Source organism: Citrobacter sp. Igbk 17 (genome assembly GCF_028069775.1).
GTDB lineage: Bacteria > Pseudomonadota > Gammaproteobacteria > Enterobacterales > Enterobacteriaceae > Citrobacter.
On record NZ_JANEWI010000018.1, the window covers coordinates 51813 to 72347 of the forward strand.

At 50.6% G+C, this 20535-nt stretch carries 17 protein-coding genes and 1 pseudogene; 13 read left to right on the top strand and 5 right to left on the bottom strand.

Annotated features, from left to right (window positions below):
• Nucleotides 1-290: 290 nt before the first annotated feature.
• Nucleotides 291-1352, top strand: coding sequence for a 7-bladed beta-propeller protein YncE (gene yncE / locus NNO08_RS12595; protein WP_271456846.1), 1062 nt, complete (start codon nucleotides 291-293; stop codon nucleotides 1350-1352).
• 136 nt (nucleotides 1353-1488) lie between these two features.
• Nucleotides 1489-1710, top strand: a complete 222-nt coding sequence (locus NNO08_RS12600; RefSeq protein WP_043016274.1) for a YgdI/YgdR family lipoprotein — start codon at nucleotides 1489-1491, stop codon at nucleotides 1708-1710.
• Nucleotides 1711-1754: 44 nt separating this feature from the next.
• On the opposite strand, the gene ansP is transcribed toward NNO08_RS12600, so the two are convergent.
• Both ansP and NNO08_RS12610 read right to left on the bottom strand, forming a co-directional pair.
• The gene (ansP, locus tag NNO08_RS12605) at nucleotides 1755-3197 is read right to left on the bottom strand and encodes an L-asparagine permease (RefSeq protein WP_121584666.1); all 1443 of its coding nucleotides are present in this window, start codon (nucleotides 3195-3197) and stop codon (nucleotides 1755-1757) included.
• A 278-nt stretch (nucleotides 3198-3475) separates the two neighbouring features.
• On the bottom strand, nucleotides 3476-5017 hold the full coding sequence (locus tag NNO08_RS12610) for a methyl-accepting chemotaxis protein (protein ID WP_271456847.1): 1542 nt from the start codon (nucleotides 5015-5017) through the stop codon (nucleotides 3476-3478).
• A 531-nt stretch (nucleotides 5018-5548) separates the two neighbouring features.
• Here NNO08_RS12610 and NNO08_RS12615 point away from each other — a divergent pair.
• From NNO08_RS12615 to NNO08_RS12640, 6 genes and pseudogenes are all read left to right on the top strand, one after another.
• Complete coding sequence (locus tag NNO08_RS12615; RefSeq protein WP_271456848.1) at nucleotides 5549-6547, top strand: MsnO8 family LLM class oxidoreductase; 999 nt, start codon at nucleotides 5549-5551, stop codon at nucleotides 6545-6547.
• Entirely contained in the window at nucleotides 6547-7668 is a 1122-nt protein-coding gene (locus NNO08_RS12620; protein WP_271456849.1) for an amidohydrolase, read from the top strand. Before NNO08_RS12615 ends, NNO08_RS12620 begins: the two co-directional genes overlap by 1 nt.
• Before the next feature lie 24 nt (nucleotides 7669-7692).
• Nucleotides 7693-9951, top strand: a pseudogene (locus tag NNO08_RS12625) (NtaA/DmoA family FMN-dependent monooxygenase).
• Nucleotides 9952-9961: 10 nt separating this feature from the next.
• Entirely contained in the window at nucleotides 9962-10471 is a 510-nt protein-coding gene (locus NNO08_RS12630; protein WP_271448824.1) for a GNAT family N-acetyltransferase, read from the top strand.
• Between the two features lie 9 nt (nucleotides 10472-10480).
• Entirely contained in the window at nucleotides 10481-11407 is a 927-nt protein-coding gene (locus tag NNO08_RS12635; protein WP_271455043.1) for an amino acid ABC transporter permease, read from the top strand.
• A complete protein-coding gene (locus NNO08_RS12640; RefSeq protein ID WP_137381829.1) occupies nucleotides 11391-12164 on the top strand; it encodes an amino acid ABC transporter ATP-binding protein in 774 nt (257 codons plus the stop codon). Before NNO08_RS12635 ends, NNO08_RS12640 begins: the two co-directional genes overlap by 17 nt.
• Before the next feature lie 46 nt (nucleotides 12165-12210).
• On the opposite strand, the gene NNO08_RS12645 is transcribed toward NNO08_RS12640, so the two are convergent.
• On the bottom strand, nucleotides 12211-13200 hold the full coding sequence (locus tag NNO08_RS12645) for a zinc-dependent alcohol dehydrogenase family protein (protein ID WP_271455044.1): 990 nt from the start codon (nucleotides 13198-13200) through the stop codon (nucleotides 12211-12213).
• Between the two features lie 89 nt (nucleotides 13201-13289).
• The gene (locus NNO08_RS12650; protein ID WP_271448827.1) at nucleotides 13290-14219 is read right to left on the bottom strand and encodes a LysR family transcriptional regulator; all 930 of its coding nucleotides are present in this window, start codon (nucleotides 14217-14219) and stop codon (nucleotides 13290-13292) included.
• A 132-nt stretch (nucleotides 14220-14351) separates the two neighbouring features.
• Between NNO08_RS12650 and NNO08_RS12655 the strand changes: the two genes are divergently transcribed.
• A complete protein-coding gene (locus NNO08_RS12655; protein WP_271442330.1) occupies nucleotides 14352-14969 on the top strand; it encodes a glutathione S-transferase family protein in 618 nt (205 codons plus the stop codon).
• Nucleotides 14970-14981: 12 nt separating this feature from the next.
• Here NNO08_RS12655 and NNO08_RS12660 read toward each other — a convergent pair whose 3' ends face one another.
• Nucleotides 14982-15896, bottom strand: coding sequence for a LysR family transcriptional regulator (locus tag NNO08_RS12660; protein WP_271442331.1), 915 nt, complete (start codon nucleotides 15894-15896; stop codon nucleotides 14982-14984).
• 348 nt (nucleotides 15897-16244) lie between these two features.
• Between NNO08_RS12660 and NNO08_RS12665 the strand changes: the two genes are divergently transcribed.
• From NNO08_RS12665 to mdh, 4 genes are all read left to right on the top strand, one after another.
• Nucleotides 16245-17210, top strand: coding sequence for a hydroxyacid dehydrogenase (locus tag NNO08_RS12665; protein ID WP_271442332.1), 966 nt, complete (start codon nucleotides 16245-16247; stop codon nucleotides 17208-17210).
• Between the two features lie 25 nt (nucleotides 17211-17235).
• A complete protein-coding gene (locus NNO08_RS12670) occupies nucleotides 17236-17934 on the top strand; it encodes an RraA family protein (RefSeq protein ID WP_137381838.1) in 699 nt (232 codons plus the stop codon).
• Nucleotides 17935-17988: 54 nt separating this feature from the next.
• Nucleotides 17989-19410, top strand: coding sequence for an SLC13 family permease (locus tag NNO08_RS12675; protein ID WP_271442333.1), 1422 nt, complete (start codon nucleotides 17989-17991; stop codon nucleotides 19408-19410).
• A 109-nt stretch (nucleotides 19411-19519) separates the two neighbouring features.
• Entirely contained in the window at nucleotides 19520-20461 is a 942-nt protein-coding gene (mdh, locus tag NNO08_RS12680; protein ID WP_271456850.1) for a malate dehydrogenase, read from the top strand.
• The last annotated feature ends 74 nt before the right edge of the window (nucleotides 20462-20535 follow it).

The window sequence follows — 20535 nt, forward strand, 5'->3', positions numbered from 1 at the left end:
AGCCTGATGGCACTTCGCTTATCTGGCCTACACAGTACTCAAATGTAGGCCGGATTTGGCGTCAACGCCGCCATTCGGCACGGGGTATAGAGCCAATCTGTTTTGATATTGATTTCGCCGCAAGCGAGTATTCATGGAGAAAATAAGAAGGTTTTCACCGAAAGTGAATAAACACTCCACTTTGCGATAAATAATGATTACTATTCTCATTCTTAAAAAGGCAAAACCATGATTTTGCTCATTGAAGCTATGTGAAGCAGTAACAACTGAATTTATCAAAGGGAGTCGTCATGTCTTTACGTCATCTGTTTTCACCGCGCCTGCGTGGTTCTTTACTGTTAGGTTCACTGCTCGTTGCATCATCATTTAGCACGCAGGCTGCGGAAGAACTGCTGCGCAAAGGCGTAGGTAAAGGCGCCTACGAAATGGCGTACAGCCAGCAGGAAAACGCACTGTGGCTGGCCACCTCGCAGAGTCGTAAGCTGGATAAAGGTGGGATAGTTTACCGTCTTGATCCGGTGACGCTTGAAGTGACTCAGGTTATTCATAACGATCTCAAACCGTTTGGCGCGACCATCAATAACGCGACGCAAACGCTGTGGTTTGGTAATACCGTGAATAGCGCGGTGACGGCGATTGATGCGAAAACCGGTGAGGTGAAAGGGCGCCTGGTACTGGATGCGCGTAAACGTTCTGAAGACGCCCGTCCGCTGCAGCCTCGTGAACTGGTCGCCGATGACGCCACCAACAAGGTATATATCAGCGGAATTGGTAAGGATAGCGTGATTTGGGTCGTGGACGGTGAGACGGTTAAACTTCAGGACACTATTCCAAATACCGGTAAAATGAGCACTGCACTGGCCGTCGACAGCAAGGCTAAACGCCTGTATACCGCCAATGCCGATGGCGAATTCATTACCATTGATACCGCCACCAACAAAATTCTTAGCCGCAAAAAACTGCTGGACGATGGCAAAGAGCACTTCTTCATTAACCTGAGCCTGGATACGGCCGGTCATCGTGCGTTTGTCACTGACTCCAAAGCGGCGGAAGTGCTGGTTATCGATACCCGTAACGGCAATGTGCTGGCAAAAGTTGCCGCACCGGAATCTCTGGCCGTACTGTTCAACCCGACACGCAATGAAGCCTATGTAACCCACCGTCAGGCCGGTAAAGTCAGCGTGATCGACGCGAAAAGCTATAAAGTGGTTAAAACCTTCGATACCCCGACGTTCCCAAACAGCCTGGCGCTCTCTGCCGATGGCAAAACCCTGTACGTGAGTGTGAAACAGAAATCCACACGCGAGCAGGAAGCGACTCAACCAGACGATGTTATTCGTATCGCCCTGTAATTATTCGGAGGGGGCAACCCCTCCTGTCATTTCTCTATACCCCACGATACGCCTCGTTACACCCCATCGGTAGCCTGACAAACTTCAGAGACTTACACTACGCCCTCAACGGCTAACTGAATAACACAGGAATACCATGAAAAAGCCATTAATCTGTCTTTGTGCGGGCGTAATGCTGTTTACGCTGGCTGGCTGTACCACCGATTACGTCATGACGACGAAAAGCGGACAAACTATTACCACCCAGGGCAAACCAAAACTGGATAAAGATACGGGAATGACCAGCTATACCGATCAGGACGGGAATGCGCGGGAAATTAACAGCAATGATGTTGCTCAGCTAATTGAAGCAAACTAAGTCGCTCAAATGGGTAGGTCAGAAATCTGACCTACCTTAAAGCGTTACGGCGCGGTACGGTGGATTTCCGCGACGCGTTTACGTACACCAAACCAGCCAGCGACCAGCAGAATGGCAATCAGCGGTAATGAGGCGATAGTGTAGGTCCCATTCGGATAGTCAAACGCCATCAGCACCAGCACAGCCAGTAAAAACAACAGTGTTAACCAGGACGTAAACGGCGCACCAGGCAGTTTGAAGTGAACGTCTGCCGCTTTGCCATCTTTAATGGCCCGGCGCAGACGCATCTGGCACACCATAATGAATGCCCACGATGCAATGATGCCCAGCGAGGCAAAGTTAAGCACGATCTCGAACACCTGCGAAGGCACCAGGTAGTTGAGAAAAACCCCGACGACGTACACGACAAGCGTGGCAAGTATCCCGGCATAAGGTACGTGTTGACGGCTCATTTTGGCCATAAATTTTGGCGCGGAACCGCCCATCGACATTGAGCGCAAAATACGACCGGTGCAGTACAACCCCGAGTTGAGGCTGGAAAGCGCAGCGGTAAGCACCACGATATTCATAATACTGCCAATATAGGGAACGCCGAGTTTGGAAAAGAAGGTAACAAACGGGCTTTGACCTGCCTGATAGGCATTCCACGGCAGCAGCATGACCAGCAACACCACTGAACCCACATAGAACAGGCCAATTCGCCAGATAACGCTGTTAATCGCTTTTGGTACCATCGTCTGCGGATCTTTGCACTCACCAGCCGCTGTGCCTACCAGTTCAATGGAGGCAAATGCAAAGACGACACCCTGGACCAGTACCAGCGCTGGCAGCAGGCCATGCGGGAAAAAACCACCATTATCGGTGATCAAATGAAAGCCCGTGGCGTTACCATCCAGCGGTTTTCCCGTGCCCAAAAAAACAGTCCCGACGACCAGGAAGATAACGATAGCCAGCACTTTGACCAGTGCAAACCAGAACTCCATCTCTGCAAACCACTTTACGCCGATCATGTTCATGGTGCCGACAATGGCCAACGCGCCGAGGGCAAACACCCATTGCGGTACATCACCAAATGCGCCCCAGTAGTGCATATACAAGGCTACGGCCGTGATATCCACGATTCCGGTCATCGCCCAGTTGATGAAGTACATCCAGCCAGCTACATAGGCTGCTTTCTCACCTAAAAATTCGCGGGCATAAGAGACAAAGCTGCCGCTGGAAGGGCGGTGTAAAACCAGTTCCCCGAGTGCCCGCAGAATGAAGAATGAAAAAATACCGCAGACCAGATAGACCAGTGCTAAAGCGGGTCCGGCCATTTGTAAACGTGCGCCAGCCCCTAAAAATAACCCGGTACCAATAGCACCGCCAATGGCGATCATTTGTACCTGCCGGTTACCCATCGCTTTGTGATACCCCTCTTCGTGAGCATTCAACCAGCGTCGTTTCGCCGCGTGTTGTTCCGCGGCTTGCGTGTTGTGTGTGTTCATTACGTTTCCTGTTAACCTGACTAATTTACAAAATCCTTTTTGCCGCAGCAGTTGCAGCGAAAACAGCGTTACCCTTCATTGTGTTACCGCGGGAAAACTGTCGGCCGAGCATCCTACATTCAATTGATAAGTGACGCAAAGCCTGGACACAGGGGAAGTGGTTTTTTTCTGCGGCCTGAATTGACGGGATGTGGACTCGATTCAGTAAAAATAGAGGCGGTGGGTAATGTGAAAGAAGGCGCTCATCCTGATCGTCAGCAGAATGAGCGCTGTTTGCCTTACGCCGACACGCCAAAGACCTGTACGGCCTGTTGCAATCGCGATGAGCGCTGCGTTAAATCGGCAGTCGCGTCAGTGACACGCTCCACCATCTCGGCATTATTGTGTGTCATGGTACCGACACGCGAAATGGAATCATTAATCAGATCCAGCGCCTGAGTTTGCTCCCGCGTTGCCAGACTAATGTCTTTAATCATCATCGACATCTGTAACACATCGCTGATCATCCCGGTGAGATGCGTCTCCGTCTGTTCAACCATTTTTACGCCGGTATTGACGTTAGCGACGTTCTTCTCAATAAGCTGTTTGATCTCTTTTGCCGCTGATGCAGAGTGTTGCGCAAGATTGCGCACCTCCGCGGCCACGACGGCAAAACCGCGCCCGGATTCTCCGGCACGTGCCGCCTCAACAGCCGCGTTGAGCGCCAGAATATTTGTCTGGAAGGCGATGCTATCAATTACGCCAATGATGTCGACAATCTGACCATTATCACGAGAGATCGCCTGCATCATGGCGATAGTTTGTTTCATAATATCGCCGCCTTCAGCGGCATTGGTGCTGGTTTTATCGGCCATCGTCATGGTGTGAGCGGCCGTTTCTGCAGTTTGCTGCACTGCACTACCAATTTCTTCGATGGCGGCAGCGGTTTGCTGAAGGTCTGCGGATGTTTCTTCAGAACGTGTATGTAACGCGATACCTTCTTTTGAAACGCGTTGGCTGATGGCCCGAATTCCGGATATTTGCGTACTGACATCATCAACCAGTGAATTTAGATTAAGTCCGGATTGATTAACCAGTCGCATTAACATGCCAATTTCATCTACACGATTTAAATGGCAGTTATCGGGTTTTCGTCCGGATACGACTTTCTTCATTTGAGTCAATAGTGTATTAACTGGCTGACAAATTTGGCACTTAAGGTAAATGGCGAATAACAGAAATAACGCCAGTAAACCGCCGGATTGAATAAAGTGATTTACGGGGGTGAAGATTAATAACAAAGAGAGCAGGGCAACGACTCCCAAAGCATAATTGACGCGTTGACTAATGCTCAACCATTTAAACATTGAAGTCCATGCCAATATGCCACGGCGAATGATAATACCCTTAAAAAGACGGAAGCCGCTAAGTTGTTGATTATTTATTTTTTCATACAGTTGCTCACTCTGAGATATTTCGTCTCGCGAAGGAACAGTACGCACTGAGATGTAACCCGTTAACTTTTCATTGTGCCAAACGGGCGTGACGTTGGCGCGTACCCAGTAGTGGTCACCGTTTTGACGCCGGTTTTTCACCATTCCCGTCCAGCTGTCACCCTGCTGCAACGTGTACCACATGTCAGCAAACGCGGCTGGCGGCATATCCGGATGGCGAATAATATTATGCGGTTCACCCATTAATTGACTTTCGTTAAAACCACTGGCATCGATAAACGCGGAGTTTGCATAGGTAATATGACTCTCTTTATCTGTTGTCGATAGCAGCGTCGTTTTGCCGTTAAGTGTGTGCTCAATTTGTGTAACGGGCATGTTACTTTTCATAAAGGCCCCATGATGGTATGTATAATTCATACAAAGATCCCCGTAATAATTCCAGGGGATATTAAAAAGCTGTTTTAAACCATTTTAATAAGAAACGCTGCATTCTCTACTAATCATCAGTTCTGTGAAAGTATTTAAAATAAAAAAATTAATGCGCGGAACCCATGTCTCTTTCATAAAAATGAAACAATCAATACAAGCGCATAACACAAACAGGTGTTTAGTCTGACTTAAATTAAATTCAATACTGAACACGCATGCAAAAATAAATCAAACGGAAAAGGATGTTGCCGTCTCCCCGGTATCAATAAAAAACCTATTATATTTTGTAGTATGCAAATACAAGCCATTTTTTCTGCATAGTGCCGCGTTAAAAACCGGAAGTTTGACTCCTGTTGGTATGAACGTTATCCCTGATCGCTGCGGGGTTGGTTATCTGTTTTTTAGCTGAGCAAATGTGAATTAAATGTTTCTATATGGTTATTTGATAATTTAATAATACTGACATGTTAACAAATATAGGCCTGCAACATGTCATATCGCCTGAGTATTCTGGATAAAAGCCCCATCGGGGAAGGTGAAACTGCCGCAACCGCACTGGCCCGTACGCTGCGCCTGGCACAACGCGCAGAAGAGTGGGGATATCATCGTTTTTGGATAGCTGAGCATCACAATACGCCGCAACTTGCCAGCCCATCACCGGAACTGGTGATCGCCTGGATACTGGGACAAACCCAGCACATTCGTGTGGGCTCCGGTGGCGTCATGCTGCAACACTATAGCCCCTACAAAGTAGCGGAAAACTTTAATCTTCTGGCCTCACTGGCACCAGGACGTGTCGATCTTGGGGTTGGGAAAGCACCAGGCGGCTTACCGCTGTCAACACAGGCACTGCAGGTGGCTCTGCATCAGGAAGAAAAAGGCAGTTTTGCCGACCAGCTTACTCAACTGAATGCCTGGCTGGCACTGACCGGGACAGAAAGTGGGCAGGCAGTATTCCCGACACCGCTACCGCCTTCGCCGCCGCAAAGATTTGTGCTGGGCGCGAGCGTAGAAAGTGCACGTCTGGCGGCAGAGTCTGACTGGAACTTTATTTTCGCGGCGCACCTAAACGGCGATAAAGCGTTACTGCATGAGGTGCTGAGCTTCTGGCAGGCCAACAGTTCACGGCCAACGATTGTCGCCGTGCAGGTTATTGTGGCTGACAGCAGTGATATAGCTGCGCAACTGGCGGAAGAGGTACAAATCTGGGGCGTCGAGTTGGAGGACGGACAACGCGTCACCGTCGCCAGTGGAGAGCAGGCGCTGGCTTTCGCCGCGCAGGCGGGCAGCGCACCGCGAACAATTGCCCGGCGTGAGCAGGCGCTACTGCAGGGGAGCGCCCAGGAGGTGGTGGCAACACTGCGTTCATTGCAGGCGCAATACGGTATTGATGAGTTCATTATCGATACGCCGGTGGCTGAAGGTCAGGCACGCCTGACATCGCTACGCCTGTTGGCACAGGCCCACAGTACGATGGAGGTTGTCTGATGTCATTAGCCTCACAGCTTATCGATTGGCGTCGCGAGCTACATCAGCACCCGGAGCTGTCCCTCGAGGAAGTCGCGACAACCGCGCGTATTCGTGACTGGTTGCATGCTGCAGATGTCACACTATTGCCGTTCAATCTGAAAACGGGTGTCGTTGCCGAAATTGGTCAGGGAGAAAATGTCATCGCTCTGCGGGCGGATATCGATGCTTTACCGATCGAAGAAAACACGGATGTACCGTTTCGCTCCGTCACGCCGGGGGTGATGCATGCCTGCGGACATGATATTCACACCAGCGTGATGCTCGGCGCCGCACTGTTGCTTAAGCAGGAGGAAAACATGCTACCGGGGCGCGTGCGTATTTTGTTTCAGCCAGCAGAAGAAAACTTCGGTGGAGCTAAAACGCTGATCCGTGCCGGAGCCCTGCAAAATGTGGCCGCGATTTTTGGCATGCACAACGAGCCCGGGTTGGCGGTAGGCGATTTTGCCACCCGAGGTGGGGCGTTTTACGCCAATGTGGATCGCTTTGTGTTGCGTATTACCGGAAAAGGCGCGCATGCGGCACGTCCGCACGAGGGAAAAGATGCCATCCTGCTCGCCAGTCAATTGGTGACGGTATTACAAAGCGTCGCCAGCCGTGAGGTCAATACGCTGGATTCGGTGGTGCTTAGCGTCACCCGAATTCAGGGGGGAAATACATGGAATGTACTACCGGAATCCGTTGAGCTGGAAGGGACGCTCCGGACACATCGCGCAGAGGTGCAACAACAGGTCAAATCACGCGTCAGTGATATTGCCGCTGGGTTTGCCCACGCCTTTGGCGCACAGATCGATGTTATCTGGCACGCCGGGCCCACGGCCCTGGTCAATGACGCGCACTGGGCCGATATTGCGACCAAAGTCGCCAGACAATCCGGTTACACGACGCATCATGCCGACCTGCATATGGGCGGGGAGGATTTTGCCGTTTATTTGCAAAATACACCTGGTGCGTTTGTTAGCATCGGTAGTGCCAGTGAATACGGATTACATCATCCGGGGTTTAATCCGGATGAAAGGTTAATTGAACCTGCCGCACACTACTTTGCACATTTAGCAAAAACGGCATTCGCACACCTTTAATTTACCTGTTGGGTAGGGGTTACTATGGCTGAAAATCGGCAACTACGTCTGGGCACTATTTTGCATGGTGCTTCCGGGAATATGTCAGCATGGCGTCATCCGGCAGCGCGTGCTGATGCCAGTATTAATTTTGATTTTGTAAAAGAGACTGCACATATTGCGGAGAAAGGGAAACTGGATTTTATTTTTGTCGCTGACGGCCTGTATATTAATGAAAAGTCTATTCCACATTTTTTAAATCGTTTTGAGCCGCTGACGGTATTATCTGCACTGGCAAGCGTTACCTGTCATCTTGGCCTGGTGGGCACGGTTTCTACCTCTTATAGCGAGCCGTTTACTACCGCACGACAGTTTGCCAGTCTGGATCATCTTAGCCAGGGCAGGGCCGGATGGAATGTGGTGACATCCCCACTGGAAGGTTCTGCTAAAAACTATTCCCGTGCCCAGCATCCTGAGCACGCTCAACGTTATCGCATTGCTGATGAATATTTACAGGTAGTGAAAGGTCTGTGGGATTCCTGGGAAGACGATGCGTTTGTCCGTAATAAAACAAGTGGCGAATTCTTTCATCCGCAGAAATTACACACCCTGAACCATCATGGTGATTATTTCCAGGTGGCAGGGCCACTAAATATTGGCCGTACCCCACAAGGTCGCCCGATTATATTTCAGGCAGGCGCATCACAAGATGGGAAAAAATTGGCGACGCAGCATGCGGACGCTGTTTTCACCCATCAGGAATCGCTGTCTGAAGCCAAAGCATTTTATCAGGATGTAAAAAGTCAGCTTGAAGCAGTCGGACGTCATGCCGATGAACTGCATATTTTCCAGGGCGTCAGCATTATTGTTGGCGACAGTGATGCTGACGTAGAGCAACAGTATCAGGCGACCGCAGCACTGGTGTCGATCACCGACGCGCTGAATTACCTGGGACGCTATTTTGAACATCACGATTTTAGCCAGTACCCGCTGGACGCACCGTTCCCGGATCTTGGCACCCTCGGGGAAAACAGTTTTCGTAGTACCACTGACGAGATCAAGCGCAATGCGCGGGAGCGGGGATTAACCCTGCGTCAGGTGGCGCTGGAAGCTGCCAGTCCACGACCACGTTTTAGTGGAACACCGGCACACGTTGCTGATGGTCTGCAGCAGTGGTTCGAGGAAAAAGCCGCCGACGGTTTCATCATTCAGGGGGGAACGCCAGATACCTTTCCACGGTTTGTCGAACAGGTTATTCCCGTGCTTCAGGCGCGCGGTTTATTTCGCCACGACTATCCCGGCACGACGCTGCGGGCAAGCCTGGGGCTGGCAACACCTGCAAATCAATTCACACAATAAGAGAAAAACGCTATGCAGAAAAAATCACTACTTCTTGCGCTGTCACTGGCTTTCAGCGCGACTGTCTGGGCAAATGACGTCACTATCAACGGCACCGGCGTGAGCCTGGAAGCCAATAAAACACCGATTAATACGGCTAAAAATCCACAGGCGATTGCGCAGTTACCCGCTAACCTGCACCTGGCTGTACCGGGTAAATTCACGGTCGCTATCGCCGGACTGAGCCAGCCGCCGCTGACTGTATTTGCCGATGATAATAAAACGCTCATCGGCAGTGAGGCCGATATTGCTCGCCTGGTTGCCGATAGCCTGGGGCTGGAGCTAAATGTCGTACCCACGTCATGGGAAGACTGGCCACTGGGTGTGGCGTCCGGGAAATACGATGCTGCGATCAGCAATATCACCGTGACCAAAGCGCGGAAAGAGAAGTTCGATTTTGCCACTTATCGTAAGGACTCCCTGGGTTTTTATGTCAAAACCGGCAGCACGCTGACGAAAATTGAACAGGCGGAAGATATTGCCGGGCTGCGCATTATCGTCGGTTCAGGGACGAATCAGGAGGCCATTCTGTTGGCGTGGAACGAAGAGAATCTGAAGAAAGGATTAAAACCGTTTACGCCAGTGTATACCAAAGATGATGCTGCTCAGACGCTGGCTCTACAGTCAGGTCGTGCAGATGCTTACTTTGGTCCGAATGTCATTGGGGCCTGGAAAGCGGCGCTCAATGGTAAAACGCAATTGGTGGGCAGCGTCGATGGCGGATGGCCGAAAGCCGCACATATTGCCGTCACGCTGAAAAAAGACAGTGGCCTGGTGCTGCCGGTGCAAACTGCCCTCAACGGTGTGATCGGCAATGGTGACTATGACAAGGTGCTGAACCGCTGGGGGGAAGGGGTAGAACGTATCCCGCAATCTGAAGTTAACCCTGCCGGTTTAGGCGACTAAGGAGGTCAATGTGAGCGATCAATTCCGCGTTGTCTCGCCCGAAGCCATTGAGCTACAGCCGATCCTCAACGGACTGTTTGGTGAATATGCCGCCCGCTATGGCGATTATTTTTCTCGTGATGCTGAAGTGGAGCTAACCGAATGGTATCTGGCTCCACAGGGGATTTTTGTGGTGCTGGAGCGCGACGGCGAAATTATCGCCACCGGGGCTTACAAACCCTATGACAAAGACACCGCTGAAATTAAGCGTATCTGGACTAAGAGCAGCCTGCGTAAGCAGGGGCTGGCAGCGCACGTGGTGCAGGAACTGGAGCGGCGGGCATTACTGGCGGGCTATAGCCGTATCTACCTGACCACGGGCTTTCGCCAGCCAGAGGCTGTCCGGCTTTATTTGAGTCAGGGGTACGATCCTCAGTTCGATACCACACGTAATCCAGAAGAGTACAGCCAGCCGCCTTTTGATGGACGACTGCGCTTCACCAAACTGTTGACTATCGCAGGTCAGGCCAAAATTGCCTGAGGAGAGAAGATGAAAACGACTGCAACCATCAAAGTCGTCCCGGCACGTTACCCGATGCGCACCGTAGGGGCGATTATTGCCCTGTTTGTGCTGGCGGCGATTATTCAGTCTGTCGCGTTTAATCCGCGCTGGGAATGGGGCGTGTTTGCTCGCTGGTTCTTCGACCCGGTTATCTTGTCTGGACTTGGGCAAACGCTGTTGTTGACGCTCATTGGGACATTACTGAGCGTGGTATTTGGTGGGTTGCTGGCGCTGGCCAGACTCTCATCATCCTGGCTACTAACCAGCCTGGCGTGGGGATACATCTGGTTGTTTCGCTCACTCCCGCTGATTGTGGTGTTGATCATTTTGTACAACTTCTCCTATTTGTACGACACGCTGGCGATCGGCATACCGTTCACTGCTCTCCAGTGGGGCAGCTTTGATACTATCAATGTCCTCGGACAGTTTTCCACTGCGGTTGTTGGCCTGACGCTGGTGCAAAGTGCTTATACCGCTGAGATTATTCGCGGCGGATTTCTTGGGGTTGATCATGGTCAGTATGAGGCGGCAGCCGCACTGGGATTACCTGCCTGGCGCCGCACGCTGCGTATTATCCTGCCACAGGCATTGCGCACTATTTTACCCGCCGGGTTCAATGAAATTATCAGCCTGGCAAAAGGAACGGCGATGGTTTATGTACTGGCCATGCCGGAACTGTTCTACACCATCCAGATGATCTACAACCGCACCCAGGAAGTGATTCCGCTGCTGATGGTTGGTGCCGTGTGGTATCTGGTGATCACCAGCGTGTTGTCATTAATTCAGCATCTGGTTGAACGCGCGCTGGCACGCAGTGAGAGACGATCCGCTATTAACACCGCCAGGGTGAGTCGCACGGTTAAACGTCGCCGCCAGGCTCCACAGCAGGAGGCTATCCATGTCCCACTCGCCTGAAGGTCATATTTCCATTACCGGCGTCAGCAAATATTTTGGTCGCCATAAGGCACTGGACAACGTATCGCTGGAGATCCCACCCGGTACGGTCACGGTTATTCTCGGGCCTTCCGGTTCAGGTAAATCAACGCTATTACGGGCGATTAATCATCTGGAGCGTGTCGATGAGGGGTTTATTCAGATTGACGGTGATTATATTGGCTACCGCCTTCAGGGAGACCGGTTGTATGAGCTGAAAGAGGCGGAAATCCTGCGCCAGCGTATCAATGTGGGCTACGTATTTCAGAACTTTAACTTATTCCCGCATTTAACGGTGCTGGAAAACCTGATTGAAGCGCCTGTTGCACACGGACTGGCTTCGCGCAAAGAGGCTATTGAGCGGGCATTTACCTTGTTGGATGCTGTCGGACTGCGGCAAAAAGCCGATGCCTGGTCGCGGCATTTATCCGGAGGCCAGCAGCAACGTATCGCCATTGCCCGCGCGCTGGCGTTAAATCCGCGCGTGATGCTATTTGATGAGCCGACGTCCGCACTCGATCCTGAACTGGTGGGCGAAGTGCTGGACGTGATTAAGTCACTGGCACAGTCGGGAACCACGCTGGTTGTGGTGACGCATGAAATTGGGTTTGCGCGGGAAGTGGCCGATCAGGTGGTGTTTATGGTTGACGGCAAAATCGTCGAGCAGGGTAGCAGTGAACAGGTGCTAAATTATCCACGCCACACGCGCACGCAGCAGTTTTTGTCGAAGGTTCTGTAAATACGCGGAAAAGGGCGTTGCGGCACAGGGTTGTGCCGCACAGCGATTACAGGGTAACGACGATTTTGCCTACCTGGCCGTTGGCTTCCATGTACTGGTGTGCCTTAACAATGTCATCAAACGCAAAGGTTTTATCAATCAGTGGTTTGAGTTGCCCAGATTGCAATCCTTCAAAGATGAAACGTTTAGCCCGAGCCAGTTTTTCAGCATCAGTGGTGATTTCGAAAAGCTCATAGCCGCGGAAGGTCAAATGGCGGCCAAGGATCTCAATCACCGGGATCGACAAATCGCGACTATCCAGTGAACCGTACTGGAAAAATAACCCTCCGGCAGGCATTACCTGGGCTATTTTCGCCACACCGGGGCCGCCGACCGGATCAAAGACCACGCGGGTACCTTTGCCACCAGTTATACGGTTAATTTCTGCGACCAGGTCCTGCTCCTGACTGGCAATGACCTCAGCGGCACCCAGTTGCAACAGGGCGTCGCGTTTCTCATGGGTTCGCGTCATCGCAATAGGTGTTGCACCGACCATGTTGGCGATCTGAATTGCGGCCAGACCAACACTGCTGGACGCGGCATTGATCAGCACGTTATCGCCAGGCCCGATATTGGCATACTCCACCAGCGCGCCAAAAGCAGTCACATACATCATCCAGCTGGCGGCGGCCTCGGCAAAGCTCAGGTTTTCCGGATGTTTGACGACCGCATGAGCGGGCGCATTGACGATTTCGCCATACATACCGTACTGATGAAAGCTGAATGCCGGAATGACGCTCACGCGATCGCCTGGTGCGAACTCGTGCACATTGTCACCGACGGCTTCAACAATGCCGGAGGCTTCATAGCCCAGGCGAGCAGGAAAATTGGGTTGGTAAATATACTGACCGGTACGGTACATAATTTCCGCCCGGTTAATACCTATTGCACGAACGCGGATCTGAACATCGTTTGCAAGCGGTGCCGGGGTCTGAATATCCTGAATATTCAGCACATCAGCGCCACCCATTTGATTGAAAACCACGACTTTAGACATAGCGGACCTCGGTAAATTGTTCTGACTTGAGTCCGCACAATGTATTGGTTCTGGTGAGGGTGAAAAACCGCCATTACGGAACTTCACTATTACTCAAATTGTAATAATCCCTGAAGTCGTGGTTTTTGCTGTACGAAAAGCTGACTCAGCCAGTCAATAAAAACCCGCACGCGCGGGGCCAAATAGCGCCTGTCCGGGTAGAGAACAGACACCGGTTTAGCTTCTCCCGCATAGTCACGCAGCACCTCAATCAGTTGTCCCGACTGGAGGTAGGGCGCCAGTACGGCGTGAACGCCGTGTATGATTCCCAGCCCAGATAAACAACCGGTTAGCAGAATGTCGGAGTTGTCTACGCTCATTCGGCTTGCTGGCACGATCGATACCGTTTTCCCGTCGTTGATAAAGGACCACTCCAGCGCGTCACGATGACGTTCACTAAAGAAGTTGAGTGCCTGATGCTGAGCTAAATCATCCGGTGTCTGTGGGATGCCCCGTGTAGCCAGATAATCTGCGGACGCACAGGTCACCATTTTAACCTCGCCAAGTCGTCGGGATATTAGCGAGGAGTCCTGCAATTCTCCAATGCGGATCATGCAGTCGATCCCCTCCGCAAGCAGATCAATTTTGCGGTCAGTGGAGGTGAGAACAATCTCAACGTCCGGATAGCGTGACTGAAAGTCGCTTAGCGCGGGAACGATAATCGAGTGAGCCAACGACAGTGGCGCGTTGATCCTGAGCTTTCCACGCGGAGGCCGTGTTGGTGAGAAAGAGGCCATGATGTCATCCACGTCACCCAGCAGTGCCTTGGTCCGCCGGTAAAATGCGTCACCTTCTTCGGTCAGGGTAACCTTCCGCGTCGTTCGGTTTAGGAGTTTCGTCCCCAGATCGTCCTCAAGATGCTGAATTGCTTTCGTCACCGCGGGGCGGTGCAGGTGCAACACATCAGCGGCTTTGGCAAAACCACCTTGTTCGACAACCTGCACAAAAATGCTCATATATTCAAACATACTCGAACGCATCTCTTATTCTCTCCCGTATCCGTTATGACGGTTGTAGTCTCCGGCATTGTTATTATGAGAGTAATAATTCCGGCTGCATAGATTGTCGAATGCTGCTCTACACTTAGGGTTTTAACATTGAGGGGTTGCAGCATGATTAAGGTCTATGGGGTACCGGGCTGGGGATCGGCCATCAGTGAAGTGATGCTTACACTGGCGGAGATCCCTTACAGCTTTATTAATGTGGACGGCTTTGACAGCGACGGGCCGTCGCGGGCGTTGCTAAAAACTATGAATCCGCTGTGTCAGGTGCCCACACTGATACTGGAAAATGGCAATGTGATGACGGAAACGGCGGCTGTTGCGCTGATGATTCTGGACAGCAGGCCCGAACTGGCGCCGCCTGTCGGACATGTGGAACGTCAACAATTTCAGCGCCTGTTGATTTGGCTGGTGGCAAATGTCTATCCCACGTTTACCTATGCCGATTACCCACAACGCTGGGCACCGGACGCCCCGGCGCAGTTGAAAAAGGGCTGCATTGAGTACCGTAAATCGCTTTATATGTGGCTGAATGACCAGCTAAGCGCCGAACCGTACGCGTTTGGCGATCAGCTCACGTTGCTGGATGTTTATATTGCTGTTATGCGCACCTGGGGGCCAGGACATGACTGGTTTCAGGACAATACGCCCAATATCAGCGCCATCGCGGACGCGGTTTGTCAAATCCCGCGGCTGCGTACTGTACTGAAAAATAACAGAATTATTTGACGCGATGAACGCTTAAAACATGTCTTGCCCCTGTTCGCGGATCATCCTGATAAGTCGTTCTGTGATGGGAGAGGGGCTGCGATCCTTGAGTCGACCAAGAATAAAATGACGGGAATTTGCTGTTCCTTCCAGCGGGATTTCCTTCAATTGTTTATATACCACGCCGCCCTTGGTCAAATTACGCCGGGGTATGAAGCCCAGTAATTCTTTATTTGCCGCAAGGATTTTTGGCATGAGATGGAACGATGATGTTTCTATCTGGGCTCGCGGTGGCGGAAGCCCCCGGCTAATAAAAAACTGATCGATCCAGCGTCGGGAGGCCGTATTTTTCCCCGATAACAACCATTTGTATTCGACAAGGTCTTGAGGCGTAATTGACTTCAACTCTTTTGTAAAAATAGGATGCTCGCAGCTGCCGACTAAAACCACAGCATCCTCCATTATCGGGTAAATAATAGCGTTCTCATAGCTAATCGTTTTAGTAACAATAATGATATCTAACTGATAATTCTGCAGATTATCCCAGAGATAATTATTTACTCCGGGAACAATTTCGAGCATAGCGAGGGGGTTTTCTGTCAGAAAAGCCTGACAAAGCTTAGGAATGAGATATTCAGCGACAGTCGGTACACAGCCTATACGTATTTTGCCTGACACCCCGCGAACATAGTTTTCGAGGTCCTGTTCCGTTTGCTCCATAAAAAAGCAGAGCTTTCTGGCCCGTTCGCGCAGTAACTCACCCGCGGCGGTAAGCGTTATACCGTGCCCGCTGCGGGTCAATAATTGTGTACCCACTTCCTCTTCCAGACGCTGGATGCATTTTGACAGCGCAGGTTGCGAGCGCCCAAGGCGTTCTGAGGCTTGAGCGAGGCTACCCACTTCTGCAATAACATAAAAAAACGTCAAATCGCGAATATTGAGATTCATGACTCTACAGCACCTTTTCCCATCCGCCCGGTATTAGCGTCACAGCATGGTAGAGAATGACGCGCCATTATTTTTTGACCTGACAGCAAAAAGATGACGTTTTCTCTTGCATAAAAAGTAAGAAAATACGGCGAAATGTGTGAACCATGCCGCCTGTCAGTTCCGCATTATTACGCAATAACATCCTGGTGAATTAATACAACCAACTGTATTTTATGATGTTTATAAGCGAATTTTGTTTTTACGCTATTTAACGAAAAGTTATTGCCGCTATCAATATTATTGCCTGTTGCGTCGCCTTGTCCTGGGGTAAAAATCTCCCATCCCGACTATGGCAAGGAGAAGAGGATGCGTTTTACCGTATTAATGACGGCACCAAAACTGGCGCCGAAGGGTGTTAAAAAACTAATAGATGCTGACTGTAAAATAATCTATGTAAATGATTCAACGGATCCGCAGGCGATCCTGTCGATTTTATCCACTGAGCCTGTTGATGCTGTTATTTCACGCACGATGGCGCTAACGGGCGAAGCTATCCGTGCTTGTCCAACGCTGAAAGTCATCACCAAACATGGCGTAGGCGTAAGCAACATTGATGTCGATGCGGCGACGGAACGAAATATTCCCGTCCTCGTGACGCCGGGAACAAACTCACAATCGGTTGCCGAACTGGCATTAGGGCTCATGCTGGCGGCCGCCAGGCGCATTGCATCCTATGACCGAGATTTACGCACAGGGAACTGGAGCCGCGCCGGAAACGGCCAACAATTAAGTGGACGCACTTTGGGATTGGTGGGTTTTGGCCAAATAGGACAAACGCTGGCGCAATTCTGTATAGCGCTGGGCATGAAGGTCGTCGCTTACGATCCCATGCTCAAGGCCAGCCCAATCGAACAGGTCACACTTGTCAACGATTTACCGGCGTTGCTTCGCCAAAGTCAGGTGCTCAGCCTACATTGTCCGCTGGTTCCCGCTACCCGAAATCTGATTAACGAAGAGGCGCTTTCACTACTACCTGATGGTGCAATTCTGGTTAATACCGCCAGAGGGCCGCTGATTGATGAAAATGCGCTGGTAGCGGCTTTGCAGAGTGGAAAAATTGCAGGTGCAGGTCTGGACACTTTCGTTAATGAACCACTGCCCCTCAGCGATGCTATTGCCTCACAACCCACCGTTGTTATGACCCCGCATGTTGGCGGGTCCACGCCTGATGCGTTAGACGCGATGGCTGCGCATGCCGCTGACAACGTGATTAATTTCCTTAACGGAAAACCACTATCCCCGAGTCTGTGTGTTAACCACCTGATTAAATAATATTTACGACGTACTGGAGAATAAAATGTCTATTGGATTCAGAGTCTTTACTCAACGTGAACTGCCTACAGCTGATGTTATCGAAGGTTTCAAAACCATACCAGCAGCAAATATTGCCGACTGTATGGGGCGGCTGAGCGCGATGAATTGCCGCATCCGACGCATGACGGCACCTGCGGAACAAAATATGGTTGGTGTTGCGCTGACGGTAAAAGCGCGTCCTGGCGACAATCTGATGATGCATAAAGCGCTGAACATGATTAAACCTGGCGACATTCTGATCGTTTCCAACGAAGGGGACAGCAGCCAGTCGCTGATGGGCGAGATCATGGTCGCCTACGCCAAATCTCAAGGCATTGCGGGCATCGTGCTGGACGGACCAATGCGTGATCTTGATACCATCTATGCAATGGGGGTTCCAGTTTATGCGACAGGTCACACCCCTGGCGGCCCATTCAAAGAAGGTCCAGGCGAAGTCAATGTTCCTGTAGCCTGCGGCAATATTCACGTTACGCCGGGCGATATTATCGTCGGTGACAGTGATGGCGTCATTGTGATCCCTAAACATGATGCGGCAAAATTGCTGGAAGAAGCTCGCAAGTTTTCTGCCAACGACCATGCAAAACTGGTTGCGGCGCAGACCGGAAAAGCCGATCGCAGTTGGGTGGATAAAGCGCTCGCGGCGAAAGGCTGCGAAACGATTGACGCTGTTTATCCGGGTTAACTCTACAGATGCCAGCCACGTTTGTGGCTGGCTTGCTCAAATAGGCTAATAATAATGGCAGAAAAAATAAAAGCGTTGTCGTTTAAGAAACGGTGGGGAATTCCGTTAGCGATCCTGGCGATGGCGATTACCTATACATTTCCCATGGCAGGACTTTCCATGGAGGGGAAGCATGCGCTGGTATTGTTTGCGGGTGTTTTTATCCTGTTCTTATCCGAACCCATCCCCATTGTTGTTTCAAGCTTACTGATTGTTCCTGCTGCCGTATTATTAAAAGTATGCAGCTTAAAAATGGCACTGTCGGGATTTTCTTCATCTTCCTCTTATCTTCTGGTTGGCGCATTTATTATGGCTGTGGCGCTAACCAAAACACGCTTAGCGGAACGGATTACTTTTTTAATACTTAAAGTTACCGGCAGTAGCGTGCGTAATTTAACACTGGGGGTGACCATTGCGAATATTGTGCTGGCATTCTTTATTCCGTCGTCCACGCCAAGAGTCGCGATACTGCTACCCATTTGTCTGAATTTGATTGCGTTATTTAAAGAAGAAGGGCGAACAAAATTTGCAGTTAATTTGCTGCTCACCATGTCGTTTACTAATTCCACGATCAGCGGCGGTATTTTGACAGCCAATTTACCAAACCCCATTACCGTTGAATTTATTCATAATGCCGGTGGGCCAATGATCTCCTATCTGGATTTTTTGATAGTCGGATTCCCGCCAGCATTACTGATGACGTTTATTACCTGGATCTACCTGCAGTTTGCTTATCCGCCTGAGCAATCGCATATCCCCGGTGGAGAGCAACTGATTAAAGACAGTCTGGACGGGATGGGAAAAATGTCTGCGGCCGAGTGGAAAACGTTGTGGATTTTCCTCGGCGTGGTCTTCCTGTGGGTCACCGGTGATTGGATAGGTGTCGATTCTACCACGGCCTGTATGCTGGGGGCTTGCCTGCTCTTCTTCCCTAAAATTGGCGTGATTAATTGGTCGGAAGCCAATAAAGGCGTGTCGTGGCAAGTGCTGTTCATTTGCGGCGGTGGTGTCAGTATGGGGGCTATTTTGATGAAAACCGGTGCGGCAGAATGGATATCGATGTTGATCTTTAACCATCTGGGTTTATCCACGCTGAGTACCATCGCCTTGCTGATTGTCGTGCTTATCGTCGTGCAATACATGCATATTTTCTTTGTGGGCACGACCGCGATGGCGGCAGCAATGTTGCCTGTACTGATTGGTATTGCCCATGCGGCAGGTCTGCCACCGGCAATGCTGGCGTTACCGGGTGGGATGATTATTGGCGCTTATCCATTATTGATGTTTTATAACACCATTCCGGGCGTGTTGGTCTTTGGTACCGGGAAGGTTGCTATCAATGATTATCCGCGCGTCGGTATTGTACTGTGTGCGATTGCTTGTCTGATTTATGCATTATGCGCATTGTATTATTGGCCAATGCTTGGCGTATTTTGATTTTTAGGAATAATTATTGATTTGTTATTAGCGATTATTTTACCGTGATGTTTATCTGAAACATCGCGTGGTTGATTATATCTGTCGATAACCTTGTAAAGGATATTATATGAAAGTTACGCTTCTTGGCGCTGCCGGAGGAATAGGGCAAGCTTTGTCGTTACTCCTTAAATTAAACATGCCAGAGGGGGCTGAACTCGCACTCTACGATATATCAACAGCAACCCCAGGGATTGCTGTTGATTTAAGCCATATCCCAACCGATGTGCATATTCACGGATATTGTGGCACTCAGATCCAACATGCGTTAGATGGTGCAAATATTGTTATTGTCTGTGCTGGTATTGCCCGTAAGCCGGGAATGGATCGTTCTGACCTCTTCAGTATTAATGCCAATATTATTCATCAGCTTATTGGTGATGTCGCAAAAATATGCCCGGATGCCTGTATTGGTATTATTACTAACCCGGTTAATACCACAGTGGCGATTGCCGCTAATGTCCTGCAAAAGGCTGGCGTCTACGATAAAAGCAAGCTCTTTGGCATCACCACGTTGGATGTCATTCGCGCAAATACGTTTGTTGCACAAATGAAAGGCTGCAGCGTGCGGGACGTTGAGGTTCCGGTCATCGGTGGACATTCAGGCGTCACGATCCTGCCGTTGTTCTCGCAGCTTACGGAGATAAAACTTTCCGATGACGAGATCCGTGCGCTGACAGACCAGGTACAACATGCCGGGACTCGGGTCGTCGAGGCTAAAGCGGGAGCCGGGTCGGCCACATTATCAATGGGGCAGGCAGCCGCACGTTTTTGTTTGTCGTTACTCCGTGCACTGAGTGGGGAACAAGGCATTGTGGAATGCGCATATGTAGAAAGCGGCAGCCAATACGCCCGTTTTTTTGCCCAGCCAGTAGAATTGGGCGTCAACGGAGTATCTCGCGTTATTGCGCTAACTGACCTGAGCCGCATTGAGCAGGATGCACTCGAGGCAATGCAAAGCGAACTGCGGAAAGATATTGCGTTTGGTGAGCGGTTTGTTTGTAAGAATTAACCGTGGTGGTTTTGAAAAAGCCGATCGTCGAAATCGGCTTTCAACGTTTGCCAGGCCGGTAACGTTGTGCATCT